This is a genomic window from Streptomyces sp. NPDC059897, from assembly GCF_042730865.1.
Lineage (GTDB): Bacteria > Actinomycetota > Actinomycetes > Streptomycetales > Streptomycetaceae > Streptomyces.
On sequence record NZ_JBHWKQ010000012.1, the window covers coordinates 90,434 to 112,185 of the forward strand.

Consider the following 21,752-nt stretch of genomic DNA (forward strand, 5'->3'; position numbering starts at 1 on the left):
TGGAACAGGCGGGGAAGGTTCAGGCGCTGAGGGCGGGGAGGACCACAGCGTCGATGTACGAGACGAGGTATTCCTGCGTCGGCGGCTCTTCGTCGATGAGCGTCCGGGTGGCGAACGCGCCGATCAGCATGTGGATCAGATAGCCGAGCGCCGGGTTGTCGGCCCGGACCTCGCCCCTGTCCACCGCCCTGCGCACCATCCGGTCGACGCCCGTCATCTCGGGCTCGACGATCCACTCCTTGAAGGCCGCGAGCAGATCCGGATTGGCGTGCACGGCCACCATCAGGCCGCGCATCAGCGCGCTGTTCTGCTCCATGTGACAGTCGTCCTCGCGGAACGCGATCGCATGCAGATCACCGCGCAGCGAGCCGGTGTCGACCTCGTCGAAGTGCGGCTTCTGGCTCCGCAGCGCCTTCACGACCAGCTCGGCCTTTCCGCCCCACTGGCGGTAGAGCGTCGCCTTGCTCGAGCGCGTGCGGGTGGCCACGGCGTCCATCGTCAGAGCGTCGTAGCCGACCTCACGGAGAAGTTCGAGCACGGCGCCGTACAGCTCGGCCTCGCGCTCGGGCGTGATCCGGCTGCGACGCGTCGTTGCCTCCGCGACCATGTCACCCACCTGACCTCTCCGTATGCGTACGCCATAAAAGTACCCTGCCCCCTAGCGAAACGAAACGGTTTCGTACGTGCGCTGCGCCACATCGGTCCCGGGCACCCTTCTCAGCGAGTCCCGGTTGCCGGAGCCCGCCTCGCGGAAAAGCATGAGGAGGTGACTGAGGTGACTGAGGAATCCGATGCTGCCGACGGCCGGGCGTACCTGCGCTTCCCCCACATCAGCGGCGAGCTGCTGTGCTTCGCCGCCGAGGACGATCTGTGGGTCGCGCCGCTCGACGGCTCGGCGCGGGCCTGGCGCGTCACCGTCGACCGCACCAAGGTCAGCCACCCGCGCTTCTCCCCCGACGGCCGGCACATCGCGTACACGACGTGGCGCAGCCTGGACCCGGAGATCCATGTGGCGCCGGTCGACGGCGGCTCCGCGCGGCGTCTGACGTACTGGGGCAGCGTCGACACCCAGGTGCGCGGGTGGTCGCCCCCCGACAAGGACGGGAAGGCGGACATCCTCGCGGTCGCCTCGCACGGCGAACCCTTCTCGTACTTCACCTTCGCCTACAGCGTCCCGACCGACGGCTCCCCCGGCGGCAAGCTGCCCTGGGGCCCGGTCTCCGACATCCAGGTCGCCGACATCGACGGGGAGCGCCAGACCCTGCTCCTGACCGGTACGCCGCCGCACGAGCCGGCCGCCTGGAAGCGCTACCGGGGCGGCGCGCAGGGCCGGCTCTGGGTGCACGGGCAGCGCATCCTCGCCGACCTCGACGGGCATCTGGACGACCCGATGTTCGTGGACGGCCGCATCGCGTTCCTCTCCGACCACGAGGGCATCGGCAACGTCTACTCCTGCCTCCCCGACGGCACCGACCTGCGTCGCCACACCGACCACGACTCCTTCTACGCCCGGCACGCCACCACCGACGGTGCCCGCGTCGTCTACCAGTGCGCGGGCGATCTGTGGATCCTCGACTCGCTGTCCGCCGACTCCGTGCCGCGCAGGCTGCGGGTCCGGCTCGGCGGGCCGCGCGCGGGCCGGCGCAGCTACCAGGTGCCCGCCGCGAACCACGTCGACTCACTGTCCGTCGACGAGACCGGGCGGGCCAGCGCCGTCGTCGTCCGCGGCAGCCTGTACTGGCTCACGCACCGCGACGGCCCCGCCCGCACCATCGCCGACACCCCGGGCGTGCGCGTCCGCCTGCCCGAGATGCTGGGATCCGGCGGACAGGTCGCCTACGTCACCGACGCCGACGGCGAGGACGCGATCGAGATCGCCTACCTGCCGCGGGCCAGCGGCGACCGCAGCCCGCGCCGGTTCGCCTCCGGGCGGCTCGGCCGCGTACAGGAGCTGGTCTCCGACCCGGCGGGCGAACGCCTCGCGGTGGCCTCGAACGACGGGCGGCTGCTCCTCGTCGACGTCGGCGAGGACGAGGGAGGCGAGGCTCCGCTGGAGGAGCCCACCGTCACCGAGCTGATCCGCTCCACGAACGGCCCCGTCCGCGATCTCGCCTTCTCCCCCGACGGCTCCTGGCTGACCTGGTCGCACCCCGGCATCGGCCGCTCGCTGCGGCAGATCAAGATGGCCCGGATCAACCGGGGCGGCGGCTCCACCGCGCTCGGCGCGACCAAGCGCGAGACCGCGACGGTCGTCGACGTCACCAACGGCCGCTTCGAGGACGAGAACCCGGTGTTCACGCGGGACGGCCGCTATCTCGCCTTCCTCTCCTGGCGCGGCTTCGACCCCGTCTACGACGTGCACACCGGCGACCTGTCGTTCCCGCTGGGCTGCCGCCCCTACCTCGTACCGCTGTCGTCGGCGACGCCGTCCCCGTTCGCGCTCTCGCCCGACGGGCGGACGGCGGCGGGCGGCCTCGACCCGGTGAAGGACGCGGGCGGCGACGGGACGCCGACCGTGGAGATCGAGGGGCTCGCCAACCGCGTCGTGCCGTTCCCCGTCTCGGCGTCCAAGTACTCCTCGCTGCACGCCGTGGCGGGCGGCGGCCTCGTCTGGCTGCGCTGGCCGATCTCCGGCGCGCTCGGCGAGACCTTCGCCAACCCTGCCGACCCCTCGGCCCAGCCGACCCTCGAACACTTCGACCTCGTGAAGGGCAAGAAGTCCCAACTCGTCGCCCACATGGACTGGTTCGCGGTCAGCGGCGACGGCTCCCGGCTCGTCGTCGTCGACGAGGGCGAACTGGAGGCCGTGCCCTCCACCGAGGCCGGCGACAACGACACCACCGTCTGGATCGACCTGCGCCGCATCCTGCACGAGGTCGACCCGGCGGCCGAGTGGCGGCAGGCCTACGACGAGGCGGGCCGCATCATCCGCGCCTACTTCTGGGAGCCGCACATGTGCGGCATCGACTGGGACGCCGTCCTCGACCAGTACCGCCCGCTCGTCGAACGCGTCGCGTCCCCCGACGAGTTCGCCGATCTCCTACGGGAGGTCCTCGGCGAACTCGGCACCTCCCACGCCTACGTGGCCGCCGCCCGCCGCAACGAGGGCCCGCCCCACTACCAGCGCGCGCAGGGCCTGCTCGGCGCCAACTTCGTGTGCCGCGACGGGCATTGGACGCTCCAGCGGATCCTGCCCGGCGACTCCTCCGACTCCAAGGCCCGCTCCCCGCTCGCCGGCACCGGCATCCGCGACGGCGCCGTCCTCACCCACATCGACGGCCGCCCGGTCGACCCGGTCAAGGGCCCCTACCCGCTGCTCGCGGGCGCGGGCGGCACGACCGTCGAGCTGACCTTCGCCCACACCGTCACCCACCACCACCCTTCCAAGGAAGGCCCTTCGGGCCCCTCTCGTCCTGCCGAGGGCGGCGGCCGGCCGCGCCGCGTCGCGATCGTCCCGCTCGTCGACGAACGCCCGCTGCGCTACCAGGACTGGGTCGCCAAACGCCGCGCCGTCGTCCGCGAACTGAGCGGCGGCAAGTGCGGCTACCTGCACATCCCCGACATGGGCGGCTCCGGCTGGGCCCAGTTCAACCGCGACCTGCGCATGGAGGTCTCCCGGCCCGCCCTCATCGTCGACGTGCGCGGCAACGCGGGCGGCCACATCAGCGAACTCGTCGTCGAGAAACTCACCCGGAAGATCATCGGCTGGGACCTGACGAGGAACGCGCAGGCGGTCTCGTACGCCTCGAACGCCCCGCGCGGACCGGTCGTCGCCCTCGCCGACGAGGCCACCTCCTCCGACGGCGACATGATCGCCGCCGCGTTCAAGCTGCTCGCGCTCGGCCCGGTCGTCGGCCAGCGCACCTGGGGCGGCGTCGTCGGCATGACCGGGCGGCACAAGCTCGGCGACGGCACGGTGATCACGGTCCCGATGAACGCGGCCTGGTTCCCCCAGTACGGCTGGTCCATCGAGAACAAGGGCGTGGAACCCGACATCGAGGCCCTGCGCACCCCGCTCGACTGGGCGGAGGGCCGGCACGCCCAGCTCGACGACGCGGTGGAGCTGGCGCTCAACCTCCTGGCGGAACAGGGCGCGACGACCCCGCCCGACTACTCGGACGTCCCGGACCGGCGGCGCCCGCGACTGCCACCACGGTGACCGTCCCCTCCGCCGGACCAATGTCCTGCGGAGGGCTTACCCCCTTCCCCCCCTGGCATGACAGATTCTGGGCGCGCACACGGCGATGTCACGGTCAACTACCTGTCAGCCAGGGGGTTTTCATGTCGCACGGTTCACGAAGAGCGGTACTGCTCGGCGCCGCGGGAATCGGCGCGGGGCTCGCGCTCAGCACCACGGGTCGGGCCGCGGCCGCGACTCCCGCGCTGCCACCCGTCCTCATCACCGAACAGGCCAGCAAGCGGCTGCTGGTGATGGACCCGCGGGTCCGGGTGTGGGACCCGGCCGTCGAACCCGGCGTCGTGCGCTGGGCGTTCTCGCCCGTGGGCGACGCCCGGTACCGGGACACCGAGGCCGACATCAGCTGGGTGTACCCGAGCGAGGCGAAGGTGCGGCGCCATCGGGGGCGTACGTACGTGCTGACCACGGCCTCGTTCGGATTCGCGGGCGTCGTGGAGTGGCCGAGCGGGCGGCGCTACTGGGCCGGGACGCTCGGCCCCGGGGACGACCTGCTCAACCCGCACACCGCCGAGATCCTCCCCGACGGGAACGTCGCCGTCGCGTGCAGCACGGGCGCGCGGGTGCGCCTGTACGCGGCGTCCCTCGGCCCGCACTCCACGCGGTACACGGAGGCCGCGCTGAAGGGGGCCCACGGGCTGCACTGGGACCCGGTGCGCGAGGTGCTGTGGGCCATGGGCGACGACGAGCTGGTGGCCTACCGGGTGGAGGGGACGCGCGTACGACCCACGCTGGTGCGGCAGTTCGCGGTGGCCCTGCCCGTCGCCACCCCGGGGAAGTCCGCCGGTGGGCACGATCTGTTCCCCGTGGCGGGCGTGCCGGGGCGGATGTGGGTGACGACCTCCGCATCCGTGTTCCAGTACGACATCGTCGGCCAGGGCTTCACGCAGGACTTCGCGGGGGCCTCGGAGATCGTCCGCAAGTCGGTGAAGGGCGTGGGGGACGATCCGCGCACCGGGCGGGTGGTCACCACGGTGCCGGAGAAGGGGCTCGGCGAGACGTGGTGGACGACCACCGTGAGCCTGCACCGTCCTGCCGGGGCGTTCACCTACGTCAACGGCGGTATCTACAAGGCCCGTTGGTGGCTACCCCGGTGACCCGTCGGACGGATACCCGCCGGGCGATTACCCGTCGGACGCTTCCAGCCTGCGGTCGAGCGCCAGGGACAGCTCCGCCTCCACCACGCCCTTCGCGAGCGGGCGCAGCCGGTCGATGTCCTTGTCGGAGGCGTGCGCGGCGACGAGGTCGGTGAAGAGCGCGGCCATGGCCTCGGCGTGCTCGCGCACCCGCCTGGCCGCCGCGAGCACGTCGGCCAGCGGGATGCCCTCGCGGACCAGGGCCGCCGAGATGTCGAGCAGCCGGCGGCTGATGTGCACGATCTCCTCGCCGTCGATGCCCAAGTAGCCGAGGTCCAGGGCGGCCTGGAGGTTCTCGGGCGTGACGTCGTCCGCGAAGTAGTCGGCGAGTTCGGCGGCGGAGAGCCGGACGGGGACCTCCTCCGTGGGCCGCACGCCGAGGAGTTCGCCGACGTCGCGGCCGCGGTCGAAGGCCTCGGAGAGCTCGCTGATCCCGTTGAGGGTGTGGCCGCGGTCCAGGAGCGAGGCGATCGTGCGCAGGCGGTCCAGGTGCGACTCGTCGTACCAGGCGATGCGGCCCTCGCGGCGGGGCGGCTTGATGAGCCCGCGCTCACGGTAGAAGCGCACGGTGCGGACCGTGATGCCGGCCGCCTTCGCCAGCTCCTCCATGCGGTACTCGCGCTTGCCTTCGCCGCCCTCTGCCGCCGTGCCGCCCGGTTCGCCCACGTCTTCCTTCACGTCTCCTCCCACGCCGGAAACCTTATGCCGTACTGCCGGTAACTTTCCTCGGTCCGACCCCTACCCATGAGTACGTACAGCCTCTACTCTCCGGATTACGCCAGTGTTCACTGGCAGAGTCGCAGCGGCAAGGGAGGCGCCGGGATGGCCGAGCAGGAGCACGAACACGTACGAGTGGCGGTGATCGGATCCGGCTTCGGCGGCCTCGGCGCGGCGGTCAGGCTGCGCCGCGAGGGGATCACCGACTTCGTGGTCCTGGAACGGGCCGGCGCGGTCGGCGGGACCTGGCGCGACAACAGCTACCCCGGATGCGCCTGCGACGTCCCGTCCCACCTCTACTCCTTCTCCTTCGCGCCCAACCCTGACTGGCCGCGGACGTTCTCCGGGCAGGAGCACATCTGGGAGTACCTGGAGCACGTCGCCGACACCTTCCGGCTGCGCCCGCACATCCGCCTCAACTCAGAGGTGAAGCAGCTGCGCTGGGACAACGACAAGCTCTGGTGGGAGATCGACACCGCGAAGGGCACACTCACCGCCGACGTCGTCGTCTCCGCCACCGGACCGCTCTCCGACCCGAAGACCCCCGACATCCCCGGCATCGACACCTTCCCCGGCAAGGTCTTCCACTCCGCGCAGTGGGACCACGACTACGACCTGCGGGGCAAGCGCGTCGCCATGATCGGCACGGGCGCCTCGGCCATCCAGATCGTCCCCGCCATCCAGAAGGAGGTGGGCAGGCTCACCCTCTTCCAGCGCACCCCGCCCTGGGTCATGCCGCGCGCCGACCGGGCCATCACCAAGGCCGAACGCTGGCTCCACCGCCAACTGCCCTTCACCACCCAGGCACGGCGCGGACTCCTGTGGGGCATCCGGGAGCTGCAGGTCCAGGCGTTCACCAAGCACCCCGGCGAACTGGGCATGGTCGAACAGCTCGCCAAGCGGAACATGCACCGGGCCATCAAGGACCCGGCACTGCGCGCCAAGCTCACCCCGGACTACCGCATCGGCTGCAAGCGGATCCTGCTCTCCAACACGTACTATCCGGCGCTCGCCCAGCCCAACGTCGACGTCGTCGCCTCCGGACTGAGCGAGATCCGCGGCAACACCCTCGTCGCCTCCGACGGCAGCGAGGCCGAGGTCGACGCGATCGTCTTCGGCACCGGCTTCCACGTCACCGACATGCCCATCGCCGACCGCGTCATCGGCGCCGACGGCGACACGCTCATGCAGTCGTGGAAGAACGGCATGAAGGCCCTGCGCGGCGCCACCGCCGCCGGATTCCCGAACTTCATGACCGTCATCGGCCCCAACACCGGCCTCGGGAACTCCTCGATGATCCTCATGATCGAGGCCCAGCTGAACTACCTGGCCGACTACATGCGCCAACTGCACGTCCTCGGCGGCCGCGTCGCCCTCACCCCGCGCGAGACCGCCGTCACCGGCTGGAACAACCGCGTACAGGACCGCATGAAGCGCACCGTGTGGAACACCGGCGGCTGCGACAGCTGGTACCTCGACGACAACGGGGTCAACACCACCGTCTGGCCGGGCACGACCACCGAATTCCGGCACGCCACCCGGCATGTCGACGTAGGCGAGTACGAGGTGGTGCGCGCGCCCGCGAAGGCCGCGTCGACCACGCGTACCAAGAAGAAGACCGAGGTGAACGCCGCATGAGCCGCCTGATGCGCCATGTCACGACGGGACCGTACGCACCGCCCGTCGCCGCCCGCGAACTGACCGTCACCTCCGCGGACGGGGCCCGGCTGCACGTCGAGGTGCACGGCCCCGACGGCGCCCCCGCCGTCGTGCTCTCGCACGGCTGGACCTGCTCGACGGCGTTCTGGGCCGCGCAGACCCGCGCCCTCGCCACCGACCACCGGGTGATCGTGTACGACCAGCGCGGACACGGCCGCAGCCCCGCCGCCGCCGAACCCCCGTACACCACCGACATGCTGGCCGACGACCTGGAGGCCGTGCTCGGCGCGACCCTGGAGCCGGGCGAACAGGCCGTGCTCGCCGGGCACTCCATGGGCGGCATGACGATGATGGCCGCCGCCGGACGCCCCAAGTTCAAGGAGCACGCCGCCGCCGTCCTGCTGTGCAGCACCGGAAGCTCGCAGCTCGTCGCCGAGGCCACCGTGGTGCCGCTGATGCGCGCGAGCAACCTGCGCACCCGCTTCACCCGCGCGATCCTCGGCTCCAAGGCACCCCTCGGGCCCGTCACACCCATCGGCAAGCGCGTCCTCAAGTACGCGACGATGGGCCCCGGTTCGGCCCCCGACAAGGTCGAGGCCTGCGCACGGATCGTGCACGCCTGCCCGCGCGGCGTCCGGTACGGCTGGTCGCACGTCCTCGAACACCTCCAACTCGACGCCGGAGTGGGCGAGTTGACGATGCCGGTCGCCGTCATCGCGGGCACCGCCGACCGCCTCACCCCGGTCGCGCACGCCCGGCGCATCGCCGCCGCGCTGCCCGACTGCGCGGGCCTGACCGAACTGGCGGGGCTCGGCCACATGACACCCATCGAGGCCCCGGACGCCGTCACATCAAAGATCCGCGAACTCTCCACCCAGTACGCGCAGCCGAAGACACAGCCACAGTCACCGTCGCAGTCGGACAAGGGAGCAGACGCCGCATGAGCAAGGTCAGTCTCGAAGGACAGGTCGCGGTCGTCACGGGAGCCGCACGCGGCGTGGGCGAACTGCTCGCACGCAAGCTGTCGGCACGCGGCGCCAAGATCGCACTGGTCGGCCTGGAGCCGGACGAACTGAAGCAGGTGGCCGCCCGGCTGCACTCCGACGCCGACTGGTGGCACGCGGACGTCACCGACCACGTGGCGATGGCGCAGGTCGCCCAGGAGGTCAAGGAACGCTTCGGCAAGGTCGACATCGTCGTCGCCAACGCGGGCGTCGCGACCGGCGGCCCCTTCGCCGAGTCCGACCCGGTGGCATGGCGCCGGGTCATCGAGGTCAACCTCATCGGCTCCGCCGTCACCGCCCGCGCCTTCCTCCCCGTCCTGACGGAATCCCGCGGCTACCTCCTCCAGATCGCCTCCCTCGCCGCGATCACCCCCGCCCCGATGATGACCGCCTACTGCGCCTCCAAGTCGGGCGTCGAGGCCTACGCGCACAGCCTGCGCGCCGAGGTCGGCCACAAGGGCGTCCGCGTCGGCGTCGGCTACCTGTCCTGGACCGACACCGACATGGTCCGCGGCGCCGACCAGGACGACGTGATGCGCGAACTGCGCCAGCAGCTCCCCTGGCCCTCGAACAAGACGTACCCCCTGGGCCCGGCCGTCGACCGCCTCGTCGCGGGCATCGAGCGCCGCTCGCCCCACGTGTACGCGCAGTGGTGGCTGCGCGGCATGCAGGGCATACGCGGCTACCTGCCCGCGGCGATCGGCCTCGTGGGCCAGCAGAAGGTACGCCGCTTCGAGGGCCGCCTCGGCACCGTCTCCAAGGGCCTCGTGGGCGCGGGCGGAGCCGCCGACGAGGCATCGCGGGGCCGCTGACCTGGCCCTTTACGGTGCGTCATTGATCAAAATGCGACAAATGGGGCATCGTGTCAGTCTGGTCGAGGCCCACCCCCCACCCTTCATGGAGTGCATCAAATGGGTATCTCTGACCAGTTCAAGGACAAGGCCGAGCAGCTGCAGGACAAGGCCAAGGAAGCCATGGGCGGCTCCGAGGGCAAGACCGAGGAAGGCCAGGACCGCGCCAAGGAAGGCACGGACCAGGCCAAGGAAAAGGCGCAGGACGCCGCCCAGGAGGCCAAGGACCGCTTCCAGCAGTGACGCCACCTGAACACATGTGACGGGGCCCCGTCCGGAGATCCGGACGGGGCCCGGCCATGCGCCCGCCTCCAGCCGGACCGCACCCGCCTCACGGCTGCCGCTCCACCCGCCCCCTCGCGCGGTGACGGCGCGCCGCCACCCCCAGCAGGACCAGACCCGCGAGGCCGACCAGGAGGGTTGCCCACTCGGGCACATGCGCCGCCCGCATGAGGGCGGCGACGCCGAAGCTCGTGCCCCACCCGGCCTCCGTGACGGCCGAGCCGAAGCCCTGGACGGCGAGGATGGCGCCGAACAGCCACAGCAGCCCCTGACCCGAGCCGCTGTCCGCCCCTTTGAGTTGATTCGCCATGACGAGCCTTCCCTCCCTGTGCCCACGCACCGTTCCGATGCACTTGCATCACATCGTGCGGCCGCAGCGGATATGATGCAAGTGCATCGGAACATGGGAAGGATCGGACCGTGCCCAGGAAGGTCGACTACGAGGACCGGCGCCGGCGGATCGCCGAGGCGGTCTGCACCCTGATCGCGCGCTCGGGGATGGAGTCCGTCAGCCTCCGCGACGTCGCCGCCGAGGCCGGCGTGTCCATGGGTGCCGTCCAGCGGTGCTTCCGCACCAAGGAGGACATGCTGCTCTTCGCGCTGGAGCACATCTCCCAACTGGTCGCAGAACGCGCCAACCAGCGCATCGCCGCCACCTCCACACCCCAGGCCGCAGCAACACTGCTCTCCCACACCCTGGCCGAACTCGCCCTGCTGGACGAGGCGTCGAGGACACAGGCTCACGTCTGGCTGGCCTTCGTCGCCCACGCCCCGGCCAGCGAGAAACTGGCCGCCGTCCTGCGCGACACCTACGGCAAGCTGCACGACCTCATCGCGTGGCTCGTGCGCTACGGCCAGGGCACCCGGGAGTTCCTCCGGAGCCTCGACCCGGACCGCGAGGCGCACACACTCCTCGCCCTCGCCGACGGCCTCACGGCCCACGTCCTGGCGGGCCACCACTCACCGGCCACGGCACTGGCCACCCTCCAGCGCCACATCGACCAGCTGCTGGCGGACACACCCGCCCGCTAGGTCCTGTCGTTCGGAGCGGGCCCCAGGTGCCTAGCGGTCGAAGACCACCGTGACGGGCGCGTGGTCCGACCACCGCTCGTCGTGCGTGGCGGCACGCTCGACGTAGCCCTTCACCGCGCGCGCGGCGAGCCCCGGCGTCGCCACCAGGTAGTCGATGCGCCAACCTGAATCGTTGTCGAAGGCCCGCCCCCGGTACGACCACCACGAGTACGGCCCCTCGACGTCCGGGTGCAGGGCGCGGACCACGTCGACATAGCCGCCGTCGGACGGGTCGAAGACGGAGGTCAGCCACTCGCGCTCCTCGGGGAGGAAGCCGGAGTTCTTCTTGTTGCCCTTCCAGTTCTTGAGGTCGGCCTCCTGGTGGGCGATGTTCCAGTCGCCGCAGACCACGACCTCGCGGCCGTCGGCGGCGGCCCGCTCGCGCAGGGACTTCAGGTAGGGCAGGAACTCGCCCATGAACCGGATCTTCTCGTCCTGGCGCTCCGTGCCGACCTCGCCGGACGGGAGGTAGAGGCTGGCGACGGTGACGCCCGGCAGGTCCACCTCGACGTAGCGGCCGCTGTCCGCGAACTCGGCCGAGCCAAAGCCGATCTGCACCCGCTCCGGCTCGCGCCGCGTATAAAGGGAGACGCCGGCCCGGCCCTTGGCGGCGGCCGGCGCGTGCGCGACGTGCCAGCCCTCGGGCTCCCGCACGTGCTCGGGCAGCTGGTGCGGCTCGGCGCGCACCTCCTGGAGGCAGACGGCGTCGGCGGAGGTCTCGGCGAGCCACTCCACGAAGCCCTTCTTGGCGGCGGCCCGGAGCCCGTTCACATTCACAGAGGTCACAGTCAGCACCCCGGCACGATACCGGCAGACTGGACGGGACAGCCGCAAGCACCCGCATAGAGTTACGATGACCCGTATGACTATTCAGCTTCCCGGAGTCGGGGCCCCGAGCCTGCGACCCACCTCCTTCGGCCACCTCGACGCGATCGCGCTGAACGACCGCGTCCAGCTCGAGTACGCGGAGCGGTACGGCGACGAGGGCGATGTCACGCCGCTCGACCCGACGATGTTCGAGCCGCCGCGCGGCCTCTACCTGATCGCCTACGACGCCGCGGGCACACCGCTCGCGACGGGCGGCTGGCGCGGCCAGGAGGCGAACGACGAGGGGTACGTGGACGGCGACGCCGAGCTGAAGCGCATGTACGTCATCCCGGAGGCGCGCGGCCTGGGCCTCGCCCGGCAGATCCTCGCGGCGCTGGAGGAGGACGCCCGGGCGGCGGGCCGCACGCGCATGGTCCTGGAGACGGGCCTCAAGCAGCCGGAGGCGATAGCCCTGTACGCGTCGAGCGGTTACGAGCCGTGCGCGAAGTTCGGTCACTACCGGTTCGACGAGTTGAGCCGGTGCTTCGCGAAGAAGCTCTGAGCGGGAGAAGCTCTGGGCAGCACGGACCCTGGACATGCGAAAACCCCCGGCGGTTTCCCGCCGGGGGTTTTCGTTGCTGTGGACGTGAGGGGATTCGAACCCCTGGCCCCCTCGATGCGAACGAGGTGCGCTACCGGACTGCGCCACACGCCCTTGCAACGAGTGAAACTCTAGCACCCCGATCCGGGTGCTTGGAAATCCGTTCCCTGGCTGGTCAGCCGGGCGGGCTCCGAAGTGGTCCGGCTCACTCGTTGGCGGCGCGCGGCCGGCCGTCGGCGCCGTCGTCGAACTGGTCGAAGAGCGGGGTCCGTCCGCGCTCGCGGGAGCGGCGCGCGGAGGCGGCGCGGCGGGCGTCGCTGCGGCCGTCGTCGGCGACCGGCTCGGCGGACTCCGGGGCGGCCTCGGCGGCCTGCTCCTCCTGCGCCTGCTGCTGCGCGGCCTGTTCCGCGGCGGAGGAGCGGGCGGAGCTCCACGTCTCGGGTGCGTTGTAGTCGATGCCGCCGGTGGCGCGCGGGGCGACGGGGGCGGTGACGTAGGTGGGCAGCGGCACGGGGACCGGGTCCCAGCTGTCGCCGGGGCCGGGGTGGCGCTGCCGTTCGCGCTGCTGGTCGACCCACTCCTGATGGTCGGTCTGTTCGACGAGGGCGCGGCGGTCGGCGGCGAGGGCCTCGAGGCCGGGGTCGGTGGCGGTCTCGTCCACCGATGGGCCTTCCTCCTGATCCTCGGCCGCGGCGCGGGCCGCGGCCGGCTGCCGCCTGCGGGGCTGGCGTTCGCGCAGTCGCTGTGCGGCGACCTCGGCGCGGCGGCGGTCCATGACGTAGGCGAAGCGGCGTCGTTCCTGGGTGCGCAGGTAGACGATGTACGCGCTGAGGAGCAGTGCGGGGGCCGCGGGTGCCCAGAGGAACGCGATGCCGCCGACGGCGGCCACGACGGCGCCGACGGTGAAGGCGGCGAAGAGCAGCACGGTCGTGCGGCGGCGGCGCGCGAGCACCTTGGTGCGCCGGGCGCGCGCGGCCTGTGCCTCGGCCGCGGCGGCCGAAGTGGCGCGGGCGGCGCGGGGCTTGGCGGGCGGCGCGGGCTCGGCCACCGGTTCGGGTTCGTGGGCGGGGTCCGCGCGCTCGTGGTCCGGTTCCGCGAACTCTCGGGCGGAATCGGGGTGTTCACGGCTTTCGCGACGTTCGCGTCCCGGGTGCGGGGCGCGCCGCTCCGGGGACGGAGACATGCCGACGTCCCGGACGTCCACCCCTTCGGTGGGTGCGTCCGGGTCGACCGGGTCGCCGCGCCGCTCGTCCGACTCGGGCGAGCGCGCCTGCAGGTCCTTGGCGTACCGGCGCTCCATGCCCGCCCGACCGGAGAGAAGCCGGATGGCGGTGCTGAAGCGTTCCGTCGGACGAGCTTCGTTCAACTCGTCCTGCCTACGGAGCCACATCGGCACCAAGTAGGCGGCCCAGGCCCCGACGATGACTGCGTAGATGAGGCCGCTGCTGCTCACGGACACACCGTAGAGGGGTTTAGGCGGGGCCATCCGCCAATTGAGCCGGTGTGTCGCACGATCTGGCTGATAATCCGAGCTTTTTGCGATGGATGTGATCAGCGGGCCGACCTTCGGGGGAATTCAATGACCCCTGACGGTGCCTCTTCGATCAAATTCGAACATTTATTTCATTTCGAGGGCGTGCCCGGATCGACCGTATTGGGGGCACTCGGACCTGCGGGATTGCCGCGTCGCTCACGCCGGCGCCGCTTCAGGATCCCTTCCGGAACCTCTTCGGCGGTGAGCGCGAAGACAAGGTGGTCGCGCCAGGCTCCGTCGATGTGAAGATATCGTGGACGCAGCCCCTCCTCGCGGAATCCGAGTTTCTCCACGACCCTGCGGCTCGGCCCGTTCTCCGGCCGAATACAGACCTCGATGCGGTGCAGGCCCACGGTCCGGAAGCAGTGGTCGACCGCGAGCGCGACGGCCGTCGGCATCACACCGCGGCCCGCCACCGACTGGTCCACCCAGTACCCGACGTGGCCCGAGCACATCGACCCCCAGGTGATCCCGGCGACGGTCAACTGCCCGACGAGGCGGCCCTGGTACTCGACCACGAAGGGCAGCATCCGGCCCGCGTTCGCCTCCGAGCGCAGGTGCCGCACCATTTGACGGTATGTCGGGCGGTGCGTGATCGGGCCGCTCGGCGTGGGCGGCGGGATGGTCGCCTCCCAGGGGCGCAGCCAGTCGCGGTTGCGCCGGTTCACTTCGCGCCAGGCACGCTGGTCGCGCAGCCTTATGGGGCGGAGGACGACTTCGCCCTCCACCAGCACGACGGGCCACGACGGGCTGTTCAGTGCGCACCCCCGGGTGCCTGGGCGTCGGGTCTGGACTCGCTGCTGTCGGGTCCGGAATCGCTTCGCGGATGGTCGCCGCCGTGGATCTGGTCGACGGCGTGGGTCAGCAGCGGCCCGAGGACGGCCAGGCCGTCCTTCACGCCCCCGCTGGAACCCGGCAGGTTCACGATCAGTGTGCGCCCGGCGACCCCCGCGAGGCCACGCGAGAGCGCCGCCGTGGGCACTTTCTCCCGGCCGTACGCGCGGATCGCCTCGGGGATGCCCGGCACCTCGCGGTCCAGGACGCGGGCGGTCGCCTCGGGGGTGCGGTCGGTGGGCGAGATGCCGGTGCCGCCGGTGGTGATCACGACGTCGTACGCCGCCTCCACGGCGGCCCGCAGGGCGGCCTCGACCGGGTCGCCGTCCGGGACCACCTGGGGGCCCTCGACGGCGAAGCCCAGCTCTCTGAGGCCCGCGGCGATCAGGGGGCCGCCCTTGTCCTCGTAGACCCCTGCGGCGGCCCGGTTGGAGGCCGTGACGACGAGGGCGCGGTAGGTGTCGGTCATGCCCGGTCCTCCCGGTTCCAGACCCCGGACTTGCCGCCGGTCTTCTCCTCGACCCGGACGTCCGAGATGACGGCCCCCTTGTCGACGGCCTTGACCATGTCGACGACGGTGAGCGCGGCGACGGAGACCGCCGTGAGCGCCTCCATCTCGACGCCCGTGCGGTCCGTGGTCTTCACGGTGGCGAGGATTTCCACGGCGTCGTCCGCCACGGACAGGTCGAGCTTGACCCCGGACACGGCCAGCGGGTGGCAGAGCGGGATCAGGTCGGGGGTGCGCTTGGCGCCCATGATCCCGGCGATCCGCGCGGTGGCGAGCGCGTCCCCCTTGGGCACGCCCTCGCCGCGCAGCAGCTCCACCACGCGCGGCGAGACGAGGACGCGACCGCTGGCGCGGGCGGTGCGCGCGGTCACGTCCTTCTGCGACACGTCGACCATGCGGGCGGCGCCCGCCTCGTCGATGTGCGTGAGCCGGTCGGTCTGGTCCTGGTGATCCTGCGAAGTGCTCATGGTGCTGTGGCGCTCCCGATCCGAGCCGTGCGCGGTGCGGCGCGCCGGACGATTTGTGCGCGACACGCTATCGCGAGCCTCCGACAGTCGGCCCGCTCAGCCCAGCAGGACCACGTCCACCTCGGTGCCCGGCTCCACCGACGTGGTGTCCTCGGGGACCACGATCAGCGAGTCCGCCTGGGCGAGCGCCGCGATGAGGTGCGAGCCCGCGCCGCCGACGGGGGCGACCTCGCCCGCCTCGGCGTCGTACACCCCGCGCAGGAACTGGCGGCGGCCCGACGGCGAGGTCAGCGCCTTGTCGGCGGTGAGGGTCGCGCGGGCCTTCGGGCGGTGCACGGCGTCCTCGGGCAGGCCCATCAGGGCGCGGATCGCGGGGCGCACGAACAGTTCGAAGGAGACGTACGACGACACGGGGTTGCCCGGCAGCGCGAGCAGCGGGGTGTGGTCGGGGCCGATGGAGCCGAAGCCCTGCGGCTTGCCGGGCTGCATGGCGAGCTTGCGGAACTCGACGCCACTGCCCGCCCCGATGCCCTCTTCGTCGTCCGGGTCGCCGATGCCGGTGAGGGCCTCCTTGACCACGTCGTACGCGCCGACGCTGACGCCACCGGTGGTGACGATGAGGTCGGCGCGGATGAGCTGGTCCTCGATGGTGGAGCGGAGCGTCTCGGCGTCGTCGGCCACCGCGCCCACCCGGTAGGCGATGGCTCCGGCGTCGCGGGCGGCGGCGGTGAGGGCGAAGCTGTTGGAGTCGTAGATCTGGCCGGGCGCCAACTGTTCGCCGGGCTGGACGAGTTCGGTGCCGGTGGAGACGACGACCACGCGCGGGCGCGGGCACACGCGTACGGTGCCGCGGCCGATGGCGGCGAGCAGCGCGATCTGCGGCGGGCCGAGGACGGTGCCGACGGTGAGTGCCCGGTCGCCGGCCTGTACGTCGCTGCCCTGCGCGCGTACGTGCGCGCGTGCCTCGGCGGGGCGGTGCACACGGACCTCGCCCGACGCGCCCTCAGGGGCGGTGCTGTGGGCGGGCATCGAGGTGACGGGGCCCGCGCCGAGTCCTCCGTCGGTCCACTCGACGGGGACGACGGCCTCGGCGCCGGGCGGCAGCGGGGCGCCCGTCATGATGCGGGCGGCCTCGCCGGGGCCGACGGTGGGCTGTTCGGCCTGGCCCGCGGCGACGTCACCGATCACCGTGAGCACGGCGGGGAACTCCTCGCTCGCGCCCGCGATGTCCGCGACGCGCACCGCGTAGCCGTCCATCGAGCTGTTGTCGAACGGCGGCAGCGACAGCGGGACCGTCACCTCTTCGACGAGCACACAGCCCTGTGCGTCGAGGAGTTGGAGCTCGATGGGGTCGAGTGCGTGGACGGCGGCGAGGATGTCCTCCAGATGCTCGTCCACCGACCAGATCTGCGCCTGGTCATTGGTGGCACTGAAACTGTTCACTGCTGCTCCCCTGCTCCTCGTGCCGGTGTGCTGAGTCTTCGGCGTATCCCGGTGTTCCTACCACGGGCGATATGTGACGCCCCGGAGGCGGTGTGCCGTACCGGGGCGCAGGTCCGCCGGGGAGCGGGGGTGCCGGGCCGCCTCGGGCCCGGCCCTGTCGGGTCAGACCTCCTCGGCGACGTAGCCGCGCAGCCAGGTCCGGAACTCCGGTCCCAGGTCCTCACGTTCGCACGCGAGGCGGACGATCGCCTTGAGGTAGTCGCCGCGGTCGCCGGTGTCGTAGCGGCGGCCCTTGAAGACGACGCCGTGCACGGGGCCGCCGATCTTCTCGTCGGCGGCGAGCTGCTGGAGCGCGTCGGTGAGCTGGATCTCGCCGCCGCGGCCGGGCTCGGTCTTGCGCAGTATGCCGAAGACGGCGGGGTCGAGGACGTAGCGGCCGATGATCGCGTAGTTGGAGGGGGCGTCGGCCGGGTCGGGCTTCTCCACCAGGTCGGTGACCTGTACGACGTCCCCGTCCTCGGTGGCCTGGACGGCGGCGCATCCGTAGAGGTGGATCTGGGAGGGCTCGACCTCCATGAGCGCGATGACGCTGCCGCCGTGCTCCTCCTGGACCTCCACCATCTTCTGGAGCAGCGGGTCGCGGGGGTCGATCAGGTCGTCGCCGAGCAGTACCGCGAAGGGTTCGTCGCCGACGTGCGGGGCGGCGCACAGGACCGCGTGGCCGAGGCCCCTGGGGTCGCCCTGGCGCACGTAGTGGATGGTGGCGAGGTCGTTGGACTCCTGGACCTTGGCCAGGCGGCCCGCGTCGCCCTTCTTCTGAAGCGCCGCCTCCAGCTCGTGGTTGCGGTCGAAGTGGTCCTCCAGCGGACGCTTGTTGCGACCTGTGATCATCAGTACGTCGCCGAGCCCCGCCGACGCGGCCTCTTCGACCACGTACTGGATCGCCGGCTTGTCGACGACCGGGAGCATCTCCTTGGGAGTCGCCTTCGTGGCGGGCAGGAACCGGGTGCCGAGGCCCGCGGCGGGGATGACAGCCTTGGTGATCCTGGTGTGCGCGTCAGTCATGCGGGTCACCATATCCGGCTGCTATGGGCGGAATCTGTGGGTCCGCTTTGTAGGCACATATATGCGTCGAATAGGAGAGGTTTGTGACCCGGCTATGAGTCCGCACACCGATGAGCCCGCAGCTGAACCGCGCGGCGACCACCCTGACAAGCGTTCGTTGCGCAGGGAGTTCCTCCGGGTGAGGAGCGCGTTGACGGAGGATGACGTGCGGGAGACGGAGCGGGCCGTGGCCCGCCGGGCTCTCGAACTCGACGAGTTGGCGCGGGCTCGCACGGTCGCGGCGTACGTCTCCGTGGGCGGCGAGCCGGGGACCGGCGCGCTCCTCGACGCCCTGCGCGCGCGTGGCACGCGCGTGCTGCTGCCCGCCCTGCTGCCCGACAACGACCTGGACTGGGGCGCCTACGAGGGTGCGGACTCGCTCACCACGGTGCGGCACCCCGGGAAGATGGCCCTGTCGGAGCCCGGCGGGGAACGGCTCGGCCCCGAGGCCGTCCTGGCGGCGGACGTGGTGCTGCTTCCCGGGCTCGCCGTGGACGCGCGCGGGATGCGGCTCGGCCGCGGCGGCGGCTCGTACGACCGGGTGCTCGCGCGCCTGGAGGCGGCCGGCGTGCGGCCCGCGCTGGTCGTGCTGCTCCACGACAGCGAGGTCGTCGCGCATCTCCCCCAGGAGGCGCACGACAAGGCCGTGGACGCGGTGGTGACGCCCTCGGGCGTGCGGCGCTTCTGACGCCCCCGCCCGCCCATGCGAAAGGGGCCTCCACGCGCGCGTGGAGGCCCCTTTCGCATGGATCGCCGCTACGGCTTCAGGACCAGCGAGTCCTCGGTGCTGTCGCCGACGGCCTTCTCGGAGAAGTTCCAGGGCAACAGGTCACCCTTGATCCACTTCTCGGTCTGGTCCGTGTAGTGGTCGCTGAAGGTGTGCCCCGAGGCGCCCGTCAGGTTGATCCACTTCGACTTGTCGAGGTCCGCCATGTTGACCACCATCCGCATGGACGGCACCCAGTCGACCCCGTAGCCGCCCGCGGCGTTCCAGCCGGTCGCGTTCACGGCCGCCTCGCCGCCGCCCAGCTTCCAGGGGCCGCGGTTGAGCACGTACTGCAGCCAGCCCGGGCCCTCGGTGCCGAGCGTCTGGTTCTTCAGCTCCAGCTTGTGCAGCCGGCCCCAGCTCCAGGTGTCGATGTCCTTGCCGAGCTTGGCCGTGAGGTCCCAGCGGGCGTCCTCCATGGCGCGCGCGAACAGCTGGTCACGGTTCTTGGTGGGGGCGTTCGTGCGGCTGCCCGGCGTCTTCCACCAGTCGTTCTTCGGATCCTTGATGATCTTGCGGACGACCTCGAACCAGCGGTCGCCGCCGTCCGGCTGCGCCGAGTGCGTGTCCCGCTCGCCGCACTCGCGGACCTTGCGGTCCTCGTCGGCGGGGCCCGTCTTGTCGACCGGCTCGACGCTCAGGCACTGGCCGTCGACCCGCAGCTCCTTGGGCAGCTTGTTGCCGAAGGCGAGCTTGAGGACGTTGCGCCACACGGAGTTGAAGTAGGCCGCGGCGGCGGAGTCCGGGTTCTGGGTGTAGTCCCAGTTCTCCAGGAGCTTCTGCGCGTCCCTGACGTCCTTGTCCTGGATGTCGATCTTCTGCAGGTAGGGCACCAGGAGCTTCGCGATCTCGCTGCTGTTGTCCATCTGCATGGTGCGCATGTCGTCGGTGGAGACCTTCCCGCCGTCCTTGATCTTCGACTCGATCAGGTCGGTGATGCGCTGGCTGCGGGTGCCGTAGCCCCAGTCCTTGGTCAGCGTGTACGGGTAGTCGTCGTCGACCACGGCCTGGTTGGCGGTCACGATGTAGCCGCGCTTCGGGTTGAACTCGTAGGGCAGCTCGGACTGCCTGATGTAACCGGTCCAGCGGTACTCGGAGTCCCAGCCGGGGGACGGCAGCGAGCCGTCGCCCTCGCCGCGGGTCGGGATCCGGCCCGGCAGCTGGTAGCCGATGTTGCCCTCGGTGTCGGCATAGGTGAGGTTCTGCGAGGGCACCTGGAAGTCGGCGGAGGCCTTGCGGAACTCGGACCAGTTCGACGCCTTGTCGAGGTTGAAGACGGCGTCCATGGTGTTGCCCGGCTGCAGCGCGGTCCAGCGCAGCGCGATGCCGTAGCCGTCGCCGCGGTCGGGGGCCGCCGCGTCCACGCCGGCCTTCTTGCCGACCTTCACGAGTTCGGAGTTGCGGTCGGACAGCAGCGGCCCGTTGTCGGTCTCGCGCACCGTGATCGTCTTGGACTCGCCGCCGGCGACCTTGATGGTCTCCTTGCGGGTCTTGAACGGCACGGTCTTGTCGTCGACCAGGTAGCCGTCGCCGCTGAACTTCTCCAGGTAGAGGTCGGTGACGTCGACGCCCGAGTTGGTCAGGCCCCAGGAGATGTTCTGGTTGTGGCCGATGACCACGCCCGGCATGCCCGCGAAGGTGTAACCCGAGGTGTCGTACTGGCACTTGCTGGAGACGCTCGTGCAGTGCAGGCCCATCTGGTACCAGACGGACGGCAGTTGCGGCGCCAGGTGCGGGTCGTTGGCGAGCAGCGGCTTCCCGGTGATGGTGTGGTCGCCCGAGACCACCCACGAGTTGGAGCCGATGCCGTTGCCGTTGGGGCCGAGGCCCGCGGAGTCGGGGATCTCGTCCAGGACCTTGGAGAGACCGCCCAGCTGGCTCTGCAGGCCACTGGGAGCCTGTGTGCCGCCCGCCAGGCCGGTGCCCGCCGCCCCGGCCGCCTGCGTGCCCGTACCGCCGCCCGAGGACGCGTCGAACGACTTCGTGGCGCTGTCGTACCCGCCCTCCTGCACGATCGGCTTGTGCCGCGCGTACGGGTAGTCGGGGTACAGGTCGGCGATCTGCTTCGGGCCGAGCCGGCTCGTCATCAGCGAGCGGTCGATCTCCTCCTGCATATTGCCGCGCAGGTCCCAGGCCATCGCCTTGAGCCACGCCACCGAGTCCACCGGCGACCACTTCTGCGGCTTGTAGTCGTTCTCGAAGCCGAGCGCGACGTACTCCGCGGAGATCGCCTTGCCGCTCTTGCCCCCCAGGTAGGAGTTGACTCCCTTGGAGTACGCCTGGAGGTACTTCTTCGTCGAGGGCGACAGCTTGGAGTCGTATTCCTTCTGCGCCACGCGATGCCAGCCCATGGTGCGCAGGAATTCGTCGGTCTTGACCTGGCCCTTGCCGAACATCTCGGAGAGCCGACCGGAGGTCGTATGGCGCCGCACGTCCATCTCGTAGAACCGGTCCTGCGCCTGCACATAGCCCTGCGCCATGAACAGGTCGTGGTCCGTGGACGCGTAGATCTGCGGGATCCCGTAGCTGTCCCGCTTGACCTGCACCGGTCCGTCGAGCCCGTCGAGTTGGATGGACCCCGTCGTCTGCGGCATGGACGCGCGGACGCTGTCGACGCTCCAGTAGGCACCGAATCCGATGCCCGCGAGAACGGCCAACACGAGCACGATCACGATCAGTCGGGCTCGGCGCCCCTTCTTCTTGCCGGGCGGGCTGCCGGCAGAGGCGTTCGTAGTGGAGGGCATCGCGGTCCTTGCTGTCCTTCGCTAACCGG

20 protein-coding genes and 1 tRNA gene are annotated in these 21,752 nt (G+C 71.1%); 9 read left to right on the plus strand and 12 right to left on the minus strand.

The window, feature by feature from the left end; translation table 11 throughout:
- Window positions 1-19: 19 nt before the first annotated feature.
- Complete coding sequence (locus ACFV9W_RS16020) at window positions 20-607, minus strand: TetR/AcrR family transcriptional regulator (protein WP_326021473.1); 588 nt, start codon at window positions 605-607, stop codon at window positions 20-22.
- A 168-nt stretch (window positions 608-775) separates the two neighbouring features.
- On the opposite strand from ACFV9W_RS16020, the gene ACFV9W_RS16025 reads away from it, so the two are divergent.
- Window positions 776-4,159 (plus strand): S41 family peptidase, encoded by a 3,384-nt coding sequence (locus tag ACFV9W_RS16025; protein WP_385760632.1) that lies wholly within the window; start codon window positions 776-778, stop codon window positions 4,157-4,159.
- 122 nt (window positions 4,160-4,281) lie between these two features.
- The gene (locus ACFV9W_RS16030) at window positions 4,282-5,292 is read left to right on the plus strand and encodes a DUF6528 family protein (RefSeq protein ID WP_385760635.1); all 1,011 of its coding nucleotides are present in this window, start codon (window positions 4,282-4,284) and stop codon (window positions 5,290-5,292) included.
- Window positions 5,293-5,319: 27 nt separating this feature from the next.
- On the opposite strand, the gene ACFV9W_RS16035 is transcribed toward ACFV9W_RS16030, so the two are convergent.
- Window positions 5,320-5,940, minus strand: coding sequence for a MerR family transcriptional regulator (locus ACFV9W_RS16035; RefSeq protein WP_385760911.1), 621 nt, complete (start codon window positions 5,938-5,940; stop codon window positions 5,320-5,322).
- A 213-nt stretch (window positions 5,941-6,153) separates the two neighbouring features.
- Here ACFV9W_RS16035 and ACFV9W_RS16040 point away from each other — a divergent pair, with 213 nt between their 5' ends.
- The 4 genes from ACFV9W_RS16040 (at window position 6,154) to ACFV9W_RS16055 (ending at window position 9,805) form a co-directional block, all read left to right on the plus strand.
- Window positions 6,154-7,686: a flavin-containing monooxygenase gene (locus ACFV9W_RS16040; RefSeq protein ID WP_385760637.1), complete on the plus strand. Its 1,533-nt coding sequence runs from the start codon at window positions 6,154-6,156 to the stop codon at window positions 7,684-7,686.
- Complete coding sequence (locus ACFV9W_RS16045; protein ID WP_385760639.1) at window positions 7,683-8,651, plus strand: alpha/beta fold hydrolase; 969 nt, start codon at window positions 7,683-7,685, stop codon at window positions 8,649-8,651. Before ACFV9W_RS16040 ends, ACFV9W_RS16045 begins: the two co-directional genes overlap by 4 nt.
- Complete coding sequence (locus ACFV9W_RS16050) at window positions 8,648-9,523, plus strand: SDR family oxidoreductase (RefSeq protein ID WP_385760642.1); 876 nt, start codon at window positions 8,648-8,650, stop codon at window positions 9,521-9,523. The genes ACFV9W_RS16045 and ACFV9W_RS16050 overlap by 4 nt, the downstream gene beginning before the upstream one ends.
- A gap of 99 nt (window positions 9,524-9,622) precedes the next feature.
- On the plus strand, window positions 9,623-9,805 hold the full coding sequence (locus tag ACFV9W_RS16055; RefSeq protein WP_385760645.1) for a hypothetical protein: 183 nt from the start codon (window positions 9,623-9,625) through the stop codon (window positions 9,803-9,805).
- An 88-nt stretch (window positions 9,806-9,893) separates the two neighbouring features.
- Here the strand turns inward: ACFV9W_RS16055 and ACFV9W_RS16060 are convergent, their stop codons facing one another.
- The gene (locus ACFV9W_RS16060; protein ID WP_385760648.1) at window positions 9,894-10,154 is read right to left on the minus strand and encodes a hypothetical protein; all 261 of its coding nucleotides are present in this window, start codon (window positions 10,152-10,154) and stop codon (window positions 9,894-9,896) included.
- A 110-nt stretch (window positions 10,155-10,264) separates the two neighbouring features.
- Here ACFV9W_RS16060 and ACFV9W_RS16065 point away from each other — a divergent pair, with 110 nt between their 5' ends.
- On the plus strand, window positions 10,265-10,876 hold the full coding sequence (locus tag ACFV9W_RS16065; protein ID WP_385760651.1) for a TetR/AcrR family transcriptional regulator: 612 nt from the start codon (window positions 10,265-10,267) through the stop codon (window positions 10,874-10,876).
- Window positions 10,877-10,906: 30 nt separating this feature from the next.
- Here ACFV9W_RS16065 and ACFV9W_RS16070 read toward each other — a convergent pair whose 3' ends face one another.
- Complete coding sequence (locus ACFV9W_RS16070; protein WP_385760653.1) at window positions 10,907-11,710, minus strand: exodeoxyribonuclease III; 804 nt, start codon at window positions 11,708-11,710, stop codon at window positions 10,907-10,909.
- 67 nt (window positions 11,711-11,777) lie between these two features.
- Here ACFV9W_RS16070 and ACFV9W_RS16075 point away from each other — a divergent pair, with 67 nt between their 5' ends.
- Entirely contained in the window at window positions 11,778-12,284 is a 507-nt protein-coding gene (locus ACFV9W_RS16075; RefSeq protein WP_385760655.1) for a GNAT family N-acetyltransferase, read from the plus strand.
- Between the two features lie 79 nt (window positions 12,285-12,363).
- On the opposite strand, the gene ACFV9W_RS16080 is transcribed toward ACFV9W_RS16075, so the two are convergent.
- From ACFV9W_RS16080 to galU, 7 genes are all read right to left on the minus strand, one after another.
- Window positions 12,364-12,437: transfer RNA gene (locus tag ACFV9W_RS16080), tRNA-Ala, on the minus strand.
- Window positions 12,438-12,528: 91 nt separating this feature from the next.
- The gene (gene glpR / locus ACFV9W_RS16085) at window positions 12,529-13,776 is read right to left on the minus strand and encodes a gephyrin-like molybdotransferase receptor GlpR (protein WP_385760657.1); all 1,248 of its coding nucleotides are present in this window, start codon (window positions 13,774-13,776) and stop codon (window positions 12,529-12,531) included.
- Window positions 13,777-13,946: 170 nt separating this feature from the next.
- A complete protein-coding gene (locus ACFV9W_RS16090) occupies window positions 13,947-14,591 on the minus strand; it encodes a GNAT family N-acetyltransferase (protein ID WP_385760660.1) in 645 nt (214 codons plus the stop codon).
- A gap of 20 nt (window positions 14,592-14,611) precedes the next feature.
- A complete protein-coding gene (locus ACFV9W_RS16095; RefSeq protein ID WP_385760663.1) occupies window positions 14,612-15,160 on the minus strand; it encodes a molybdenum cofactor biosynthesis protein B in 549 nt (182 codons plus the stop codon).
- Window positions 15,157-15,666: a cyclic pyranopterin monophosphate synthase MoaC gene (moaC, locus tag ACFV9W_RS16100; RefSeq protein WP_385760665.1), complete on the minus strand. Its 510-nt coding sequence runs from the start codon at window positions 15,664-15,666 to the stop codon at window positions 15,157-15,159. The genes ACFV9W_RS16095 and moaC overlap by 4 nt, the downstream gene beginning before the upstream one ends.
- 96 nt (window positions 15,667-15,762) lie before the next feature.
- On the minus strand, window positions 15,763-17,109 hold the full coding sequence (gene glp / locus ACFV9W_RS16105) for a gephyrin-like molybdotransferase Glp (RefSeq protein WP_385760668.1): 1,347 nt from the start codon (window positions 17,107-17,109) through the stop codon (window positions 15,763-15,765).
- Window positions 17,110-17,271: 162 nt separating this feature from the next.
- The gene (galU, locus tag ACFV9W_RS16110) at window positions 17,272-18,174 is read right to left on the minus strand and encodes a UTP--glucose-1-phosphate uridylyltransferase GalU (RefSeq protein ID WP_385760670.1); all 903 of its coding nucleotides are present in this window, start codon (window positions 18,172-18,174) and stop codon (window positions 17,272-17,274) included.
- Window positions 18,175-18,268: 94 nt separating this feature from the next.
- On the opposite strand from galU, the gene ACFV9W_RS16115 reads away from it, so the two are divergent.
- Entirely contained in the window at window positions 18,269-18,901 is a 633-nt protein-coding gene (locus ACFV9W_RS16115) for a 5-formyltetrahydrofolate cyclo-ligase (protein ID WP_385760673.1), read from the plus strand.
- A 68-nt stretch (window positions 18,902-18,969) separates the two neighbouring features.
- Here the strand turns inward: ACFV9W_RS16115 and ACFV9W_RS16120 are convergent, their stop codons facing one another.
- The gene (locus ACFV9W_RS16120) at window positions 18,970-21,723 is read right to left on the minus strand and encodes a penicillin acylase family protein (protein ID WP_385760676.1); all 2,754 of its coding nucleotides are present in this window, start codon (window positions 21,721-21,723) and stop codon (window positions 18,970-18,972) included.
- Between the last annotated feature and the right edge of the window lie 29 nt (window positions 21,724-21,752).